The following is a 16,524-nucleotide window of genomic DNA, read 5'->3' as shown; positions in this document are numbered from 1 at the left end:
TTATTGGCCTATGGTGTAATTGGTAACACACCGGTTTTTGGTACCGACATTCAAGGTTCGAGTCCTTGTAGGCCAACAAAAAAGCTTCTTAATCGTCAGATTTTGAAGCTTTTTTACGTTTAATACCTTTTGTTATTAATGCTTTTTTGAAGATGTGTGTTCGAGTTTCTTACCGGTTTTTAATCGTGAAATTCACTAAAATTGACAGATTTTCATCAAAATAAAGAAGAGATGTTACTTATTTTTCTTTTGAGAACGAGTCTTTTTTCTGTCGAATTAAATCCTGAAAACAATTAATTTACGAGTTCTTTTAGTGCTTCGACTACTTTTTTACTGTTTCCAATAAAAATTTTATCATCAACGATAAAAACAGGGCGCTTTAAAAAAGTATATTCTTCTAAAATAAACTGTTTGTAGTCGTCTTCGGTAATTGTTTTGTTCTTTAAATCTCGTTCTTTGTATAATCTAGCTCTTTTATTAAACAAGCTTTCGTAGCTATCTGTTAGTTTTCTCATTTCTTCTAGCTGATTAACAGTTACAGCATTTGTTTTTATTTCTTGCTTTTCAAATCCGTTAATATTTACTTCTTTTAATATGCGTCGGCAAGTGTCACAAGTTTGTAAAAAATATACTTTCTTCATGGTTTAATAATTATCTTTGATGTACGCTAAAATAAGTAGAATAATGAATACGCAATTTGAAATTTTAAAAAAATCGAGAGAATTAGTTTTAAAAAAAATCGATCATTTATCAATAGAACAATTACATAAAATTCCTGCAGGATTTAAAAATAACATTGCATGGAATGTTGCCCACTTGGTAGTAACACAGCAATTATTAAATTATAAATTATCAGGCTTAAATTGTTTAGCTTCTGATGAGTTAATTGTAAGCTATAAGAAAGGAACCTTACCTACAGAGACATTTTCTGAAGAAGAGTTTGAAGAGTTAAAAGAATTATTAGTGGGATTACCAGATACGTTGCAGGAAGATTACGAAGCTGGGATTTTTACTGAATTTAACGAGTATGAAACAAGCCTTGGTTTTACGTTAGACTCTATTGAATCAGCAATTTCGTTTAATAACTTACATGAAGGAATTCATTTAGGAACTATAATGGCTTTATTAAAGTTAGTGTAAATACTTATTGATTTAATTAAGAATTTGTTTTTAAATTTAGATAAAGATGAAATTCAACACAAAAACAATACACGGCGGTCAAGAGCATGAGAATGCTACAGGTGCCGTGATGCCTCCTATATTTCAAACCTCTACATATGTGCAATCTAGTCCAGGTGTTCATAAAGGTTACGGGTATTCAAGAGGAGGAAATCCGTCACGAACTGCGCTCGAAAAAGCTTTTGCCTCGTTAGAAAACGGAACACACGGTTTTGCTTTTTCATCAGGCTTATCAGCAATCGACTGTGTTTTGAGAACCTTAAATTCCGGTGATGAGGTTATTGCAGGTGATGATTTATATGGCGGAACGTATCGATTATTTACCAGAATGTTTGAGAAATATGGCTTAAAGTTTAAGTTTGTTGATACAGATATTATTGAAAATATAACAAATGCAATATCAGAAAATACCAAGTTAGTTTGGTTAGAAACACCAACTAATCCGTTAATGAAAATTGCAGACATAGCATTGATAACCAAAGCTGTAAAATTAAAAAATCCAGCTATTTTAGTAGGAGTTGATAATACATTTGCAACACCATATTTACAACGCCCTTTAGATTTAGGTGCAGATATAACAATGCATTCTGCAACAAAATACTTAGGCGGGCATTCCGATTTAATAATGGGAGCCCTAATGGTTAAAGACGCTAAGTTGGCAGAAGAATTACATTTTATACAATTTGCTGCTGGTGCTATTGCAGGTCCGATGGATTCATTTTTAGCGTTAAGAGGTATTAAAACATTGCATTTACGCATGCAACGTCATTGTGAAAACGGTAAAGCCGTAGCAGCATATTTAGTAAAACATCCAAAAGTGAGCGATGTTTATTACCCTGGCTTAGAGAGTCATCCAAACCATGATGTTGCTAAAAAACAAATGGATGATTTTGGAGGAATGGTTTCTTTCCGTTTAAAGGATGAAAGTAAACAGGCAGCTTTTACGTTTCTAGAAAACACTAAAATATTTACATTGGCAGAATCGTTAGGTGGTGTAGAAAGTTTGGTAAATCACCCTGTAACAATGTCGCACGGATCTATACCAGGAGAAGTGCGTTTAAAAATAGGAATTACAGACTCCCTTATCCGTTTGAGTGTTGGGGTAGAGGATATAACAGATTTAATTGCAGATTTAGAACAAGCTTTTTTAAAATAGTTTGAGCGTTAAATATATAACTAATAAAAAATCCGAAGTTTAAAAACTTCGGATTTTTTTATAAGCGTAAACTTTAAAAAGTAACATGGTTACTATTTAGCGTTAGCATATCTTTTTTCAACCTCGTTCCAGTTAATTACTTTAAAGAAAGCATCAATATAATCAGGACGACGGTTTTGGTAGTTTAAGTAATAAGCATGTTCCCAAACATCTAATCCTAAAATAGGAGTTCCGCCACAAGTTACACCTGGCATTAATGGGTTGTCTTGGTTTGGAGTAGAACAAACTTCTACTTTTCCACCTGGATGTACACATAACCAAGCCCATCCTGAACCAAACTGAGTTGCAGCAGCTTTAGAAAAAGCTTCGATAAAAGCCTCTTTAGATCCAAATTCAGCCTCGATAGCATCTTTTAAATCTCCTGATAAGTAACCTCTATCTTCTGGGTTCATTACTGTCCAGAATAAAGAGTGATTGTAAAATCCACCTCCATTATTACGAACTGCACCATTAGTCATATCTAAATTAGTAAGAATATCTTCAATAGATTTTCCTTCTAAATCAGTACCAGCAACAGCAGCATTTAATTTTGTAGTATATCCGTTATGGTGTTTGCTATGGTGTATTTCCATAGTTTTAGCATCTATATTTGGTTCTAATGCATCGTATGCATATCCTAATTTTGGTAAGTCAAAAGCCATAATTGTATGTTTTTTAGTAAGTTAATAATTCATTAATATAATTGTAAATTTAATCCAAAAAAATAAGGCAAACAACTGTTTGCCTTATCGATAATTTATTTAGGTATAAATAATTGTTATTCTTTAATAAGTAGGTTTTTCATCTGCAGAAAACTCATTCATAAATCCTTCAGCTTTTTCTACCATTTGTTTACTTCCGCAATAAAAAGGAACACGTTGGTGTAATTCGGTTGGATTGATATCCATTATTCTTGTAAATCCGTCAGTTGCTTTACCACCTGCTTGCTCACAGATAAAAGCCATTGGGTTACATTCGTATAATAAACGTAATTTTCCGTTAGGTGTAATTTTTGTTGATGGATACACGTAAATACCACCTTTAATCATATTTCTATGAAAATCGGTAACTAACGAACCAACATAACGAGCAGTATAAGGCCTGTTATCAGCTTCGTTTAGTTCTTTACAGTGAATTAAAAAACGCTTCATTCCTTCTTGAAAATACGTAAAATATCCCTCGCTTACTGAGTATATTTTACCAATTTCTGGAAATTGCATATTTGGGTGAGATAAGTAAAAAGTACCAATAGCAGGATTTAAAGTGAATCCGTTTACTCCATTACCAGTTGTAAAAACTAGCATTGTAGAGGTACCATAAGCAACATAACCTGCGGCTACTTGTTCGCTTCCTTTTTGTAAAAAATCTTCTTTAGTAACAGGTGTACCGTCTGGAGAAACTCTTCTGTAAATAGAGAAAATGGTTCCAACAGATACGTTTACATCAATATTAGATGAACCATCTAAAGGATCCATCAATAAAACGTATTTATTTTCGTTTGTTTTGCTTTGACCTTCAACAATTACAAAATCATCTTCTTCTTCACTCGCAATACCACAAACAATTTCACGGTTAATTAGCGTTTGTTTAAAAAGATCATTCGCTAAAACATCTAATTTTTGTTGTGCTTCACCTTGAATATTAACATCACCGGCTGCACCAGTAATATCAACTAACCCTGCTTTTCTAATTTCGTGGTTTACCACTTTGGCAGCCAGCCGTATAGAGTTTATTAAACGAGATAATTCTCCCGAAGAATATTTAAAATCTCTTTGATTTCCAATAATAAACTCTCCAAGAGTCATGTGCTTGTTATTCATGTCGAATTTTTGTGTTGTGCACAAAGATGCCAACTTTTTAGAGTAACTACAACGATTTTGAATATTAATTTTTTGTTACTGCAATATCAATTTGTAATAACTTGTTTTTTTAGTTAAAACATTCTTAAAAAAAATTATATTCGCCTCTTAAAAACTATAAAAAATGAAAAAATCAATACTATTATTAACCCTCTTAATTTGTTTAAATTCTTTTGGGCAGAGTACAAATTTAGATAGAGAGAGGTTTCAGGTTTCTTACGTAAAACTACCTACAGAACCAATTTTAGACAATAGTAAGAGAACTTACTCGATTAACATTAATGGAGTTTCTATTAGTGGGTTGTCTAAAGTAAAATCACCAGGAACATTAGATATTAACTATTCTTTCTCCGGAACTAGCGTAAGTGAAGTTAAGATTGATAAGGAGAAGCATGTAAAGAAGGATAAAGATGGAAATATAACATCTACGTGGTATACTTATAAAGTTAAAGCTAACTTTTCGTCTGTAGCAAAGATGAACCTTATAAATGCAAACTCTGGTCAGAGTTATGAAAAGAATTTTGACCAAAAAACAGACTATAAGAGTAGTGATTTTGATCGTTATTACAAAGCAGAAGAATATTATAAAACGAACAAGTACGATATTAAAAGTAATATAAGATCTAAACATCAATCTGCAATTAAAGGAAGTATAAAATCTTATTTAAATCAGAGATATGGTTACAGACCATATAGTACTGAGAGTGAGTTTTTATGGATTTTAGCCTCTAAAAAACACCCTGAGACAGAAAAACATCATGAAGCATATAATCAAATGAAAGTTATTTTTGGTAAAATGAAGTATGATGAACCAACTGATAACATGGCAAAAGAACTAGAGACAGTTATTGCTTATTTTAATGACGTAATTCCTAGGTATGAAGGAACGAAACGTAAAATGAGAAAAGTAAAATACGCTAGTTATTTTAATCTTGCGAATATCTATTATTATTTAGATATGCCAGCAAAAGTAAAAGAATACGCTCAGAAGATAATTGATAATGATTATGATAAATCAGACGGAAAAAGATTCTTAAGATCTGCCGAATCTTTAGAGAAAACTTTAGCTGTTAATAAAATGAATTCTCGTCACATGAAAGTTCATACTGAAGATATTAGTAATATTGAAGAAGAAGAAGAAGAAGAAGAAGAAGAAGAAGAAGAAGTGTTAAAACCAGCAGTGAGTCAAAGCTTAGAGTTAAATAAAGCATATTTAATTACTCAAAAAAGTGATACAATACTTGTAGATATTAATACAAGCGACATTGAAAAAATAGGATATAGTATAAAAACGGTTCAATACAATAATAATGGTACTCCTGTGGGGAGCAGAGTTGAAAAAGCAAAAGGATGTAAAGAGCTTTTGTTTGTTGATGGATTACATTTCAAAAATATTAAATTTAAAGAGTCATCTACAAAGTCGGGGTCAGTAGATGTTACGCAAACTGTTTTAGGTGGGGCAACAGATAAATTATGTAAAGTACTTTTTGAATCTGATAAAATAGGATTGTATAAATTTAACAATAAAGAATTAGTTATTGTTTCTCCAGGAAGTGAAAAAGGGAAATCAACCTCAGGAATGAGTTTTGTTTTCGGTTTTAAGAAAAACCTTGCAAAATTAGCGAAAGATTGTCCGGATGTGGAAGCGAAAGCAAAATCAAAAGGATATAAGAATTCAGAAGAAAGTTTATTAAATTTTTGTAACGAACTTACTGATTGTAAGATTGATTAATATATAGTATAAAATATATAGCAAAAAACCGCAACCACTTAGGTTGCGGTTTTTTGTTATTTTAAAATTTTTAACAAAAAGATACTATGTGTTTTAATTTTCTATTTGTTTTAAAGGAGTATTATAAAAATTATCTTTACACAAAATTTTTTAAAATGAGTTTTAAAGTTAGATCAGGAGAGTGCAAAGATGCAGCGGCAATATTTAATTTAATTATTGAATTAGCTGTTTTTGAAAAAGAACCCAATGCGGTAAAAATTACTGTTGATGATATAATTCGTGACGGGTTTTCAAATAAGCCTAAGTTTAAAACGTTTGTAGCAGAAGAGTTAGATGGTACGATTGTAGGAATGGCACTTTTTTATGAGCGTTATTCTACATGGAAAGGAAAAACACTTCATTTAGAGGATTTAATGGTAACTGAAACTAAAAGAGGAATTGGGGCAGGAAAAAAATTATATACTTCAATTATGAAATATGCACAAGAAAATAATTTTAAAAGAGTTGCATGGGAGGTGTTAGATTGGAATGTAAATGCCATAGATTTTTATAAGAGTACAGGCGCTACGGTTTATGAGCAATGGAGAGTTTGCCAAATGAATGAACAAGGTTTAATACAATTTTGCAATGAGAATATTTAAATTTGGTGGTGCATCGGTAAAAGATGCTGATGGTGTAAAAAATGTAGCCCGAGTTTTAAAAGAAGAAGGTATCGAGAATGGGTTGATTGTTATTTCCGCTATGGGAAAAATGACAAACGCTTTTGAGAAAATTATAGATGCGTATTTTTATAAAAAAGAAAATTTAAAAAGCGCTATAGATTTCGTAGGGGATTTTCATAAAAAGATAATTGATGACTTATTTCCTGAAAATCATCAAATTTATAATAGAGTAGATGCTTTATTAAGTGATTTAAGTGGGTTTATGGCTCGTAATCATTCACAAGAATATAATTATGTATACGATCAAATGATTGGGTATGGTGAGTTGTTATCTACAAATATTGTAAGTGCATATTTATTAGAGATTGGAATAAACAACAAGTTTTTAGATGTAAGAGATTATATAAAAACAGATGTTAATTATAGAGATGCAAAAGTTAATTGGGAAATAACAGAGAACATAATTAAAGAAAATGTAGATACATCACAATTAAATATAACTCAAGGTTTTATTGGTGGTGTTGGTTTAGAAACAACAACATTAGGAAGAGAAGGGTCTGATTATACAGCAGGAATTTTTGCGTATTGTTTAGATGCTGAAAGTGTTACGATTTGGAAAGATGTTGATGGGGTTTTAAATGCAGATCCTCGTGTGTTTACTAAAACAGAATTGCTACATGAAATATCGTATACAGAAGCTATAGAAATGGCTTTTTACGGAGCGTCTGTAATTCACCCAAAAACAATTCAGCCATTAGAACAAAAAGATATTCCGTTATTTGTTCGTTCTTTTGATGATCTTTCTAATAAAGGAACTTGTGTTGGTAGAGGGAACAAAATATCACCCGAAGTTCCTTGTTTTATTGTGAAAAAAAATCAGATTTTGGTTTCGATATCAGCAAAAGATTTCTCTTTTATGGTGGAGAGTAATATTAGTGATATTTTTAAAAAACTAGATACTTATAAGTTGAAAGTAAATCTAATTCAGAACTCAGCAATTAGTTTTTCGGTTTGTGTTGATGATAAGTACACTAATTTTGATGCTTTTTATAACGACTTAAAAACGAAATTTAATATAAAATCATATAAAGAGGTTACCCTTTATACTATTCGTCATTTTAATGAAGACGCAATAAAAGAAATAAGAAAAAAAGGAAAATCGATTATTAGTCAGATTAATACTGAAACAGCGCAGTTGGTTATACAATAAAAAATGAAAGTGTCGCAAAATTCAGTTATATTTGCATTTATGCCAAATTTGAATTAATGGGATTAGTTACATCAAAAGAAATTGCTAAAGTTATTGGAGTTGATAAGTTCGGTGCGGCCGGAACTTTTATAGGTTGGACGTTGATGAAAATTTTACGTATTTCTGCGGTTAATAGATTGTATGATAACAATAAAGATAAATCTGATTTAGATTTTTTAAACGGTCTTTTAGATGATTGTAAAATTGAATTCGAAATACCAGAAGAAGACTTTAAAAGAATACCAAAAACAGGCCCTTTTATAACGATATCTAATCATCCTTTAGGAGGAATTGACGGTATTTTACTGTTAAAATTATTAGTTGAAAAAAGAGCAGATTATAAAATTATTGCCAACTTTTTATTACATAGAGCAGAACCCTTAAAGCCTTACATAATGCCAGTTAATCCTTTCGAAAGCCGAAAAGATGCGAAATCTAGTATGGCAGGTATTAAAGGAGCATTACTACATTTGCGTGAAGGGAAACCATTAGGTATTTTTCCAGCAGGAGAAGTTTCTACCTACAGAGACGGAAAATTAATGGTTGATAAACCTTGGGAAGATGGGGCTGTACGATTGATTAAAAAAGCAAAAGTACCAGTAATTCCTATTTATTTTCATGCTAAAAACAGTCCGTTATTCTATATTTTATCTAAAATTAGCGACACGTTACGAACGGCTAAACTTCCATCAGAAGTAATTTCTAGTAAAAAGAGAGTAATAAAAGTAAGAATAGGAAAACCTATTTCGGTAAAAGACCAAGAGCAATATAAAGATGTACCTTCTTTTTATGAATTTATAAGAAGAAAAACATATATGCTGGCAAATCCGTTTGAGAAAGCTTCTAAGAAAATTTTATCAAGCAATAATATAAAAATACCTAAAAGAATAAGTAAAATAACTTCGCAAAGAGTTCCTGATTTATTTATAAAAGAAGTAAACGACTTAAGGGAGAAAGGAAGTAGATTGTTACAGAGTAAGAATTACGAAGTGTTTTTTGCGAGTGCAAAAGAAATACCAAATCTTTTACATGAAATAGGTCGACTAAGAGAAATTACTTTCAGAGAAGTAGGTGAAGGAACCAATAAAGCAATTGATTTAGATAAATTCGACAGGTATTATCACCACCTTTTTTTGTGGGACAATGTGCAAAATGAATTGGTAGGTTCTTATAGAATGGGACTAGGAAAGGATATTTATAAAAAACATGGAATCAATGGTTTTTATATTCATACTTTATTTAGAATAGAGCCAGAGCTGTATCCGATGATGCAAAATACAATTGAATTAGGTAGAGCTTTTATAGCTAAAAGCTACCAACAAAAACCAATGCCTTTGTTTTTATTGTGGAAAGGAATTGTGCATACAACATTACGATATCCAGAGTATAAATACTTAATGGGTGGTGTAAGTATTAGTAATCAGTTTTCTGACTTTTCTAAATCGTTAATGATTGAGTTTATGAAATCTCACTACTACGATCCGTATGTTGCACAATACATTCATCCTAAAAAAGAATATAAAGTAAAGTTAAAGGATGCAGATAAAGATTTTGTATTTGACTCTACAGAAGCTGATATGCAAAAGTTTGATAAAATTATTGATGAAATTGAACCAGGAGCATTACGTATGCCTGTTTTAATTAAGAAATATGTGAAGCAAAATGCACGTTTGGTTGCTTTTAACGTAGATCCTAAGTTTAATAATGCAATAGATGGTTTAATGTATATTAAGGTGGCAGAAATACCAGAAAGCACAGTAAAACCGGTAATGGAAGAGTTTCAGGCGGAGTTAGAAAAACGCGCTACAGAAAACATGAATAAATAGTAGATTAACTACTTAGATAAACAAAAAAAGCATTCTACTTGGTAGGATGCTTTTTTGTTGCTTAAAACGTAATAAAAAAGACTTTTATCTATGTTGTTTTTCACCTTTAATACTTATTTTTTTACAGCGATAAAATAAGAGTGTTTTAATTTTTAATAACCATATTAGTTTTTATGAAAAAAGAAAACAGTTTCATAGTAAGTTATTTTACCACTGATATATAAACAGAAAAGCATCGTAATTTTTACGATGCTTTTCTGTTTTATAAAGTTTAAGTATCCTTATTTGAATAACCTAAAAATATCATTTCCATTAGCAAATAGTAATAGAATAATCAGTAAAACAAAGCCTGTTAACTGCGCATATTCTAAAAACTTGTCGCCAGGTTTTTTACCGGTAATCATTTCCCATAAGGTAAATACTACGTGTCCACCATCTAAAGCGGGTATCGGTAATAAATTCATAAAACCTAACATGATAGATAAGAAAGCGGTGATGTTCCAAAAAGATTGCCAGCTAAATTCAGCAGGAAAAACACTACCGATAGAAATAAATCCACCTAAACCTTTATAAGCACCTGTGCTTGGGTTAAAAACCTTTTTCATTTGCTTAATATAGTTTGTTAAGGTTGTCCATGCTTTTGTTGTTCCGGCTGGAATCGCTTCACCAAAAGAATATAACTTTTCTGCTAGTTCATAATACCCTAATTTTTCTAAATCAGGTAACGATGCAGCTCCCCAAACAACGCCTAAGTTTCCGTGTTCAGAAACTTTAACAGGCACGTTTAAAACTTCTTTGTTTCTTTTTAAAGTAACAGTAATGTCTTGCCCTTTTAAGCTTTGTAAAATAGGTTTTGCTTCATCGTAATATTTTATTGTTTGTCCGTTAATTGCAGTAATAATATCTTTTTTAAGAATATTTGCACTTGCGTTTAAGGAGTCTTTTTGTAAACCAGCAATTATGAAAGGATATCTTGGCGCGATAAAGCTACCAGCATTTTTACCGCGATCTATTAATTTAGAAATGAAATCAATAGGAATTACTTTTTCTACTTTTACACCGTTTCTCTCAACGGTATAATTGTTTCCATTAATAAACTCTAAAGGAAGTTCTCTAAATTTCTGAATTTTTTCACCATCAACAGAAAGTATTTTATCACCTGTTTGTAAACCTAAATCTTTACCTAGTTGATCTTGTACCCAAATACCATCTTTTAAACTCTCATTCGGTAAAAATTTTTCACCATAAGCATACATTAAGCAAATGTAAATAACGATACCTAAAACAAAGTTTACAATTACACCACCTAGCATAATTATTAAACGTTGCCAGGCTGGTTTAGAACGAAATTCCCAAGGTTGTGGTGGTAATGCCATTTGTTCAGTATCCATACTTTCATCAATCATTCCAGATATTTTTACATATCCTCCTAACGGAATCCAACCAATACCATAAACAGTATCACCTATTTTCTTTTTGAATAATGAAAACTTATAATCGAAAAATAAATAGAACTTTTCTACTTTAGTTTTAAATATTTTAGCAGGTATAAAATGCCCTAATTCGTGTAAAACGATTAAAAGCGATAAGCTTAAAATAAATTGTGATGCTTTTATTAAAATTTCCATAAAGGTGTATATCTAAATTTAAAATCGGACAAATGTACGTTTTTCATAAGAGTTGTAAAAGTTTGTAGTATAGATGAGGTTTGGTTTTAACAAATCTTTTATGATATAAGATAAATAAGCCTTGTTTTTAGTCGTATTTTTGCAAAAAACAAACTAAAATGGATTTAAAATTCTTTAAAAAATCAAAAAGCACTATTATTTTTTTAATCGTTTTTTGTGCGGTAGGGATTCCTGTTTTTTATCATTTAGTAAAAATAGAAGAAAAATTACCTGTTTATAATCCAGCAGATATTAATCCAAGATTGGTAGATGTTTCTGTCAGAAAAAAGTCTAAAAATCATAAAATAGGTGATTTTGAATTAATCAATCAAAACGGTGAAACAATTACAAATGCCGATTATAAAGATAAAATTTATATAGCTGATTTCTTTTTTACACGTTGTACAAATATTTGTATTTTAATGGCTTATAATATGAGTGAATTACAAACACATTATAAAAATGATGATGCTATTATGTTTTTATCACATTCGGTAACTCCGGTTATGGATAGTGTGCCTCAATTAAGAAAATATGCAGATGCTAAAGGTGTAATTGACGGAAAATGGAATGTAACCACAGGAGATAAAAAACACATTTATAATTTAGCTCGTAAACATTATTTTGCTGTTTTAGATGAAGGTGATGGAGGAGAGAACGACTGGGTGCATACCGAAAACTTTGTTCTGATTGATAAAAAAGGACAAATTAGAGGTTCGTATGATGGAACAAAAAAAGAGAATATGCAAAAAATTATTGATGATATTACCTTATTAAAGCAAGAATATGTAAAGTAACTAGTTTAGTTATCAAAATATAAAAACGTCCTTCTTACATATAGTTAGAAGGACGTTTTATGTTTAATTGATTTGTGTTTTTTATTTTATCCTTTCTCCTTCTTCGTCAAAATTCTTATTAATTTCTTGTTCTGTTTTAATAACAGATACCGCTAAAGACAATAACATAATTGCCATAGGTTGCCAGGTTAAATCTTTAGCTATATATGCTAATATTAATGCAGCAATAAGTGAAATTGCAGAATAAATTAAGAATTGTTTATTAAAGTATGAATTAGCAAACTGCCATACAACTTCATTTTTCATGGCTCTATTGGTTCGGTAACCATAAATAGCATTTATTTTTTTAGGTGGAAACAGGTAAAAAAGAATACTGAATACTAAAAGGATTCCGTTTACAGAAAGTACGTAATAATATGGGTTCATTCGTTAGTTTTTAATTGAAGTAATAATTCCTTTTAATAGCGTATTCATATCGGCATTTTTGGTAAGACCGGTACGAACGATTACTAAATTTTCGTTTGGCAAGATAAAAACATTTTGTCCTTTATAACCATTAAAAGAATACATGTTTTTTGGCACATCAGGATATCTGTTACCTGCATTTAACCAAATTTGTGCACCATACCATCCGTCAGAACCAGGAGTTGGAGTAGTCGCATAATTTACCCAGTCTTTATCAAAAAGATGCTCACCATTCCACTCGCCATTATGCAAGTATAAAAGACCAAGTTTAGCCCAGTCTCTTGCCGTTGCCCAACCATAAGAAGAACCTACATAATTACCACTCATATCGGTTTCTATGACCATAGAATTCATACCTATTTTATCGATTAACGCGCTGTACCAAAAATCTAAATACTCTTGATGCGTGTTAAATTGTTTACGAATTAGCCCTGAAATTAAATTGGTGGTTCCCGAAGAGTAGTTCCATGTTTCGTTTGGTTTTCCTACAAGAGGTTTGTTTATTTGACTTTTAGTCATGTCTTCTTCAAGAAAAAGCATTTTAGTAACATCAGAGATTGTATTATAATCTTCCAACCATTCTAAACCAGAATTCATTTGTAGTAAATTATGAAGCGTAATGTTTTTTCGTTCATCATCTTTCCACTCCTCAAATAAATTATCAGAATTCACATATAATTTTCGTTCACATTGCAAGATTCCAACAATAGTACTGGTAATACTTTTGGTCATCGACCAACCTAGTTGTTTAGAATTTTTATCAAATCTGTCGCTATATTTTTCAGCAATAATTTTATCTTTATAGATAACTAAAACCGAACGAGTTTGATTTACATCGTTAAAAATTGTATCAATAGTTTCGTTAAGTTTTTTGTAATCAATATTTGGAAATAGCGTATCTTTTTGATCCGCATTTCCATACGGAAACGGCGTAGAATTATCAGGTTTACTACGTTTAGGAACTAACGTTTTTTTAGAAACATCATATGTATCATTTATTAAAACAGCACCTAAACCTTCTCTGTAAATCGCCTTTCTTTTTAAAAGACCAAAAGCATTACCAGTAGCCGATTTTTCTTCTTTATTTATGGCATCAGAAGTTAAGTTAATCGGAGAAAAATTATTGTCGTTTTTATCAGTAAATGCTAAACCACGTTCCGCTAAAAAAACTGATGAAGCGGTGTTTTTTGCAGAGTAACCGGCAAGAATATTTAACTTCGAATAATTAAAATAAACAGCAATAATTAATACTACAACAACCAGTAATATTATTCTTTTTAGATTTTTCATAGAAAACAATTTTAACAAATGTAAGAATTTAATTGTTTGATGTTTGTATTTGATAAAGCAAGCAGTACCTTTGTTTAAAATAATGATTTTTATATGTTTAATGTAGACGAAATTAGAGCTGATTTTCCTATTCTGAATAGAGAGGTACATGGAAAAAAATTAGTGTATTTTGATAACGGAGCAACTTCACAAACGCCACAAGTGGTTATTGATGCTATTGTTGATTATTACTCTAACTACAATGCGAATATTCATAGAGGCGTACATACTTTAAGTCAGGAAGCAACTGATAAGTATGAAGGAGCACGTCTTAAAGTTCAAAAACACTTTAACGCAAAACAGTCGTACGAGATTATTTTAACAGCAGGTACAACTCACAGTATTAATATTGTTGCTTCAGGATTTGCAGCTATTTTAAAAATAGGCGATGAAGTTATCGTTTCTGCTTTAGAACATCATTCGAATATTGTCCCTTGGCAAATGCTTTGTGAAAAAACAGGAGCGGTTTTAAAAGTGATTCCGATGGATGAAGACGGTTCATTACGAATGGATGTATATCACGAGTTATTAAACGCAAAAACGAAATTGGTTTTTTGCAACCATGTATCAAATGCATTAGGAACTATAAACCCGATAAAAGAAATTATTCATGCAGCTCATAAATTCGGAGCTTATGTTTTAATTGATGGAGCACAAGCAGTACCGCATATAAAACCAGATGTTCAGGAGTTAGATGCTGATTTTTATGTAGCTTCTGCTCATAAAATGTGTGGACCAACAGGTGTTGGTTTATTATATGGTAAAGAAGAGTTGTTAAACTTATTACCACCATATCAAGGAGGAGGAGAGATGATTGAAACCGTAACTTTCGAAAAAACTACCTACGCAGGTTTGCCTCATAAATTTGAAGCAGGAACACCTAATATTTGCGGAGGAATTGCTTTCGGAGCAGCCATAGATTATATGAATGCTATTGGTTTTGAAAACATTGCAAAACAAGAAAGTGAACTGTTAGCTTATGGAACAGCGGAACTAGAGAAAATTGAAAATTTAAAAATATACGGAACAACGAATAAAGCATCTGTAATATCATTTAATATCGAAGGAATTCATCCTTATGATATTGGTAGTATTTTAGATAAATTGGGTGTTGCTGTTCGTACAGGTCACCATTGCGCACAACCTATTATGAATTTTTATTGTATTCCAGGTACGGTAAGAGCGTCATTTGCTTTTTATAATACCAAAGAAGAAATTGATGTTTTGGTGGCTTCTTTAAAAAGAGCACAAATGATGTTGAGTTAAAATTATATAATGTGACGTTCTAAAACAGTGTTACCAATTAATAAATTAAAGGTAGTGATTTTTTATCATTGCCTTTTTATTTCTATATGATTTTTTTTATTGATGCATTAGATTAGGAGTGAGCATGTAATTAGACAAATGAGGTTTTAAATTATTGTAAATACGAATAGATTTTTGAACCAATTTCTGTTTTGTTTCAAGATTCGTATCATATTTATCAATATTAAATTCCCGCTTTAAAATTCCATTTATTCTTTCAATAATAGCGTTTTCATACAAATCATATTGTTCAGTTATACTGGGTAAAATATTATTTTTATCTAATATTTTTTGATATTCAATTGAGAAATATTGCAACCCTCTATCAGAATGATGAATCATAGGTCTTTTTTATGATTTCTGTTTTTTAATGCCATTTCTAAAGCAGCTAAAGAGCCTTTCACACTTAAATTATCCCTCACATTGTATCCCACATTTTTTTTAGAATAAGCATCTGTTATTAGGCTAAATAACTTGGATTCATGCTTTTTTCTTATAGGAATCTTAAGCTCTTTCTCAGCAATATCAAACATAATTGCTTTTTCATCAGCTCTAGAGGCTAAATGTTCAGCCCTGTTCTTTTGCTTCTCTAACAACCTAACTTGTTGTTCTAACTCTAAAATATGCCGCTCTGGTGTTTTGGACATACTTTTGTGAATTGTAAATTGATAATTAAAATTACCATATTTTTTTAACCAAGTTCGAACTGTAGATCCTGCTTGAATACCATACTTATTTAATGCTTTGGTTGCAGTTAGTAAACCTTGTTCAATCTCTTGTGTAATCTGTAGTTTTAAACTTAAACTGTAATCCTTTTGAGTACGCTTTCTGTAGTTTGATTTCATTTTATAATATTGAGTGTAACAATATATCAGGACGGGACAGGTTTTTTATCAGGGAAGTATGATTTAATAGTCTTTTTAATTCTTTTATAAATACAAAGAGCCTGTATTGAGCTTAGTCGAAATGTTGAATCCCTTATTCGAAGATCGTTTCAGGAGTAAATAAACAAACTTAAGAAGTAATTTCAGTATTAAGTATTTAGAAAACAGCACTAAAAGGAATATTTTAAAATTATAATAGAAAGCGTAGTTGTTATGTTAGAAAAGGAATCTATATTTGCACCCGCTAAGGGAAAAACGAGTGTTATAAAGCACGAGTGAGATACTCTAAAAGTTCTTGAAAATACTGGTTAAGATAGTTTTAATAAAATGTAAAAAATAAGTTAATTTTTTCTTGTTTGCTACTAATTAAAGAGA

Annotated in this window: 16 protein-coding genes and 1 tRNA gene; 9 read left to right on the top strand and 8 right to left on the bottom strand. The window is 30.9% G+C overall.

Going from position 1 to position 16,524, the window contains the following annotated elements:
• Nucleotides 1-4 precede the first annotated feature (4 nt).
• Nucleotides 5-76 (top strand) — tRNA-Gln (locus tag AC28QF_RS13630).
• A 217-nt stretch (nt 77-293) separates the two neighbouring features.
• Here the strand turns inward: AC28QF_RS13630 and AC28QF_RS13625 are convergent.
• A complete protein-coding gene (locus AC28QF_RS13625) occupies nt 294-641 on the bottom strand; it encodes an arsenate reductase family protein (protein ID WP_488202343.1) in 348 nt (115 codons plus the stop codon).
• 43 nt (nt 642-684) lie between these two features.
• On the opposite strand from AC28QF_RS13625, the gene AC28QF_RS13620 reads away from it, so the two are divergent.
• Complete coding sequence (locus AC28QF_RS13620; RefSeq protein ID WP_488202344.1) at nt 685-1,140, top strand: DinB family protein; 456 nt, start codon at nt 685-687, stop codon at nt 1,138-1,140.
• 46 nt (nt 1,141-1,186) lie between these two features.
• Complete coding sequence (locus AC28QF_RS13615) at nt 1,187-2,335, top strand: cystathionine gamma-synthase (protein WP_488202345.1); 1,149 nt, start codon at nt 1,187-1,189, stop codon at nt 2,333-2,335.
• A gap of 92 nt (nt 2,336-2,427) precedes the next feature.
• Here the strand turns inward: AC28QF_RS13615 and AC28QF_RS13610 are convergent, their stop codons facing one another.
• Entirely contained in the window at nt 2,428-3,036 is a 609-nt protein-coding gene (locus AC28QF_RS13610; protein WP_488202346.1) for a superoxide dismutase, read from the bottom strand.
• A gap of 123 nt (nt 3,037-3,159) precedes the next feature.
• Nucleotides 3,160-4,194 (bottom strand): class 1 fructose-bisphosphatase, encoded by a 1,035-nt coding sequence (gene fbp / locus AC28QF_RS13605; protein ID WP_218771988.1) that lies wholly within the window; start codon nt 4,192-4,194, stop codon nt 3,160-3,162.
• A gap of 163 nt (nt 4,195-4,357) precedes the next feature.
• Between fbp and AC28QF_RS13600 the strand changes: the two genes are divergently transcribed.
• The 4 genes from AC28QF_RS13600 (at nt 4,358) to AC28QF_RS13585 (ending at nt 9,702) form a co-directional block, all read left to right on the top strand.
• Nucleotides 4,358-5,965, top strand: a complete 1,608-nt coding sequence (locus AC28QF_RS13600; RefSeq protein WP_488202347.1) for a hypothetical protein — start codon at nt 4,358-4,360, stop codon at nt 5,963-5,965.
• 155 nt (nt 5,966-6,120) lie between these two features.
• Nucleotides 6,121-6,606, top strand: a complete 486-nt coding sequence (locus AC28QF_RS13595) for an N-acetyltransferase family protein (RefSeq protein ID WP_488202348.1) — start codon at nt 6,121-6,123, stop codon at nt 6,604-6,606.
• On the top strand, nt 6,593-7,837 hold the full coding sequence (locus AC28QF_RS13590; RefSeq protein WP_488202349.1) for an aspartate kinase: 1,245 nt from the start codon (nt 6,593-6,595) through the stop codon (nt 7,835-7,837). Before AC28QF_RS13595 ends, AC28QF_RS13590 begins: the two co-directional genes overlap by 14 nt.
• Nucleotides 7,838-7,893: 56 nt before the next feature.
• The gene (locus AC28QF_RS13585; protein WP_488202350.1) at nt 7,894-9,702 is read left to right on the top strand and encodes a GNAT family N-acyltransferase; all 1,809 of its coding nucleotides are present in this window, start codon (nt 7,894-7,896) and stop codon (nt 9,700-9,702) included.
• A gap of 281 nt (nt 9,703-9,983) precedes the next feature.
• Here AC28QF_RS13585 and rseP read toward each other — a convergent pair whose 3' ends face one another.
• The gene (gene rseP / locus AC28QF_RS13580) at nt 9,984-11,330 is read right to left on the bottom strand and encodes an RIP metalloprotease RseP (protein ID WP_488202351.1); all 1,347 of its coding nucleotides are present in this window, start codon (nt 11,328-11,330) and stop codon (nt 9,984-9,986) included.
• 158 nt (nt 11,331-11,488) lie between these two features.
• Between rseP and AC28QF_RS13575 the strand changes: the two genes are divergently transcribed.
• The gene (locus AC28QF_RS13575) at nt 11,489-12,166 is read left to right on the top strand and encodes an SCO family protein (protein WP_488202352.1); all 678 of its coding nucleotides are present in this window, start codon (nt 11,489-11,491) and stop codon (nt 12,164-12,166) included.
• Between the two features lie 81 nt (nt 12,167-12,247).
• Here AC28QF_RS13575 and AC28QF_RS13570 read toward each other — a convergent pair whose 3' ends face one another.
• On the bottom strand, nt 12,248-12,592 hold the full coding sequence (locus tag AC28QF_RS13570; protein WP_488202353.1) for an SdpI family protein: 345 nt from the start codon (nt 12,590-12,592) through the stop codon (nt 12,248-12,250).
• A 3-nt stretch (nt 12,593-12,595) separates the two neighbouring features.
• Nucleotides 12,596-13,921, bottom strand: a complete 1,326-nt coding sequence (locus AC28QF_RS13565) for a serine hydrolase domain-containing protein (protein WP_488202354.1) — start codon at nt 13,919-13,921, stop codon at nt 12,596-12,598.
• Between the two features lie 93 nt (nt 13,922-14,014).
• On the opposite strand from AC28QF_RS13565, the gene AC28QF_RS13560 reads away from it, so the two are divergent.
• Nucleotides 14,015-15,226, top strand: a complete 1,212-nt coding sequence (locus AC28QF_RS13560) for an aminotransferase class V-fold PLP-dependent enzyme (protein WP_488202355.1) — start codon at nt 14,015-14,017, stop codon at nt 15,224-15,226.
• Nucleotides 15,227-15,322: 96 nt separating this feature from the next.
• On the opposite strand, the gene AC28QF_RS13555 is transcribed toward AC28QF_RS13560, so the two are convergent.
• Nucleotides 15,323-15,607, bottom strand: coding sequence for an integrase core domain-containing protein (locus AC28QF_RS13555; protein ID WP_488202356.1), 285 nt, complete (start codon nt 15,605-15,607; stop codon nt 15,323-15,325).
• Nucleotides 15,604-16,110 (bottom strand): transposase, encoded by a 507-nt coding sequence (locus tag AC28QF_RS13550; protein WP_488202357.1) that lies wholly within the window; start codon nt 16,108-16,110, stop codon nt 15,604-15,606. The genes AC28QF_RS13555 and AC28QF_RS13550 overlap by 4 nt, the downstream gene beginning before the upstream one ends.
• Nucleotides 16,111-16,524 lie beyond the last annotated feature (414 nt).

Source organism: Tenacibaculum sp. M1.3A (genome assembly GCF_057732375.1).
This window is presented reverse-complemented; position numbering and strand designations above follow the sequence as displayed.

Excerpts from the sequence above, each read along its gene's own strand:
- AC28QF_RS13560 (WP_488202355.1), top strand. The coding sequence starts at position 14,015 with ATGTTTAATGTAGACGAAATTAGAGCTGATTTTCCTATTCTGAATAGA.
- AC28QF_RS13555 (WP_488202356.1), bottom strand. The coding sequence starts at position 15,607 with ATGATTCATCATTCTGATAGAGGGTTGCAATATTTCTCAATTGAATAT.
- AC28QF_RS13610 (WP_488202346.1), bottom strand. The coding sequence starts at position 3,036 with ATGGCTTTTGACTTACCAAAATTAGGATATGCATACGATGCATTAGAA.
- rseP (WP_488202351.1), bottom strand. The coding sequence starts at position 11,330 with ATGGAAATTTTAATAAAAGCATCACAATTTATTTTAAGCTTATCGCTT.
- AC28QF_RS13585 (WP_488202350.1), top strand. The coding sequence starts at position 7,894 with ATGGGATTAGTTACATCAAAAGAAATTGCTAAAGTTATTGGAGTTGAT.
- AC28QF_RS13615 (WP_488202345.1), top strand. The coding sequence starts at position 1,187 with ATGAAATTCAACACAAAAACAATACACGGCGGTCAAGAGCATGAGAAT.
- AC28QF_RS13625 (WP_488202343.1), bottom strand. The coding sequence starts at position 641 with ATGAAGAAAGTATATTTTTTACAAACTTGTGACACTTGCCGACGCATA.
- fbp (WP_218771988.1), bottom strand. The coding sequence starts at position 4,194 with ATGAATAACAAGCACATGACTCTTGGAGAGTTTATTATTGGAAATCAA.
- AC28QF_RS13620 (WP_488202344.1), top strand. The coding sequence starts at position 685 with ATGAATACGCAATTTGAAATTTTAAAAAAATCGAGAGAATTAGTTTTA.
- AC28QF_RS13575 (WP_488202352.1), top strand. The coding sequence starts at position 11,489 with ATGGATTTAAAATTCTTTAAAAAATCAAAAAGCACTATTATTTTTTTA.
- AC28QF_RS13550 (WP_488202357.1), bottom strand. The coding sequence starts at position 16,110 with ATGAAATCAAACTACAGAAAGCGTACTCAAAAGGATTACAGTTTAAGT.
- AC28QF_RS13595 (WP_488202348.1), top strand. The coding sequence starts at position 6,121 with ATGAGTTTTAAAGTTAGATCAGGAGAGTGCAAAGATGCAGCGGCAATA.
- AC28QF_RS13600 (WP_488202347.1), top strand. The coding sequence starts at position 4,358 with ATGAAAAAATCAATACTATTATTAACCCTCTTAATTTGTTTAAATTCT.
- AC28QF_RS13565 (WP_488202354.1), bottom strand. The coding sequence starts at position 13,921 with ATGAAAAATCTAAAAAGAATAATATTACTGGTTGTTGTAGTATTAATT.
- AC28QF_RS13570 (WP_488202353.1), bottom strand. The coding sequence starts at position 12,592 with ATGAACCCATATTATTACGTACTTTCTGTAAACGGAATCCTTTTAGTA.
- AC28QF_RS13590 (WP_488202349.1), top strand. The coding sequence starts at position 6,593 with ATGAGAATATTTAAATTTGGTGGTGCATCGGTAAAAGATGCTGATGGT.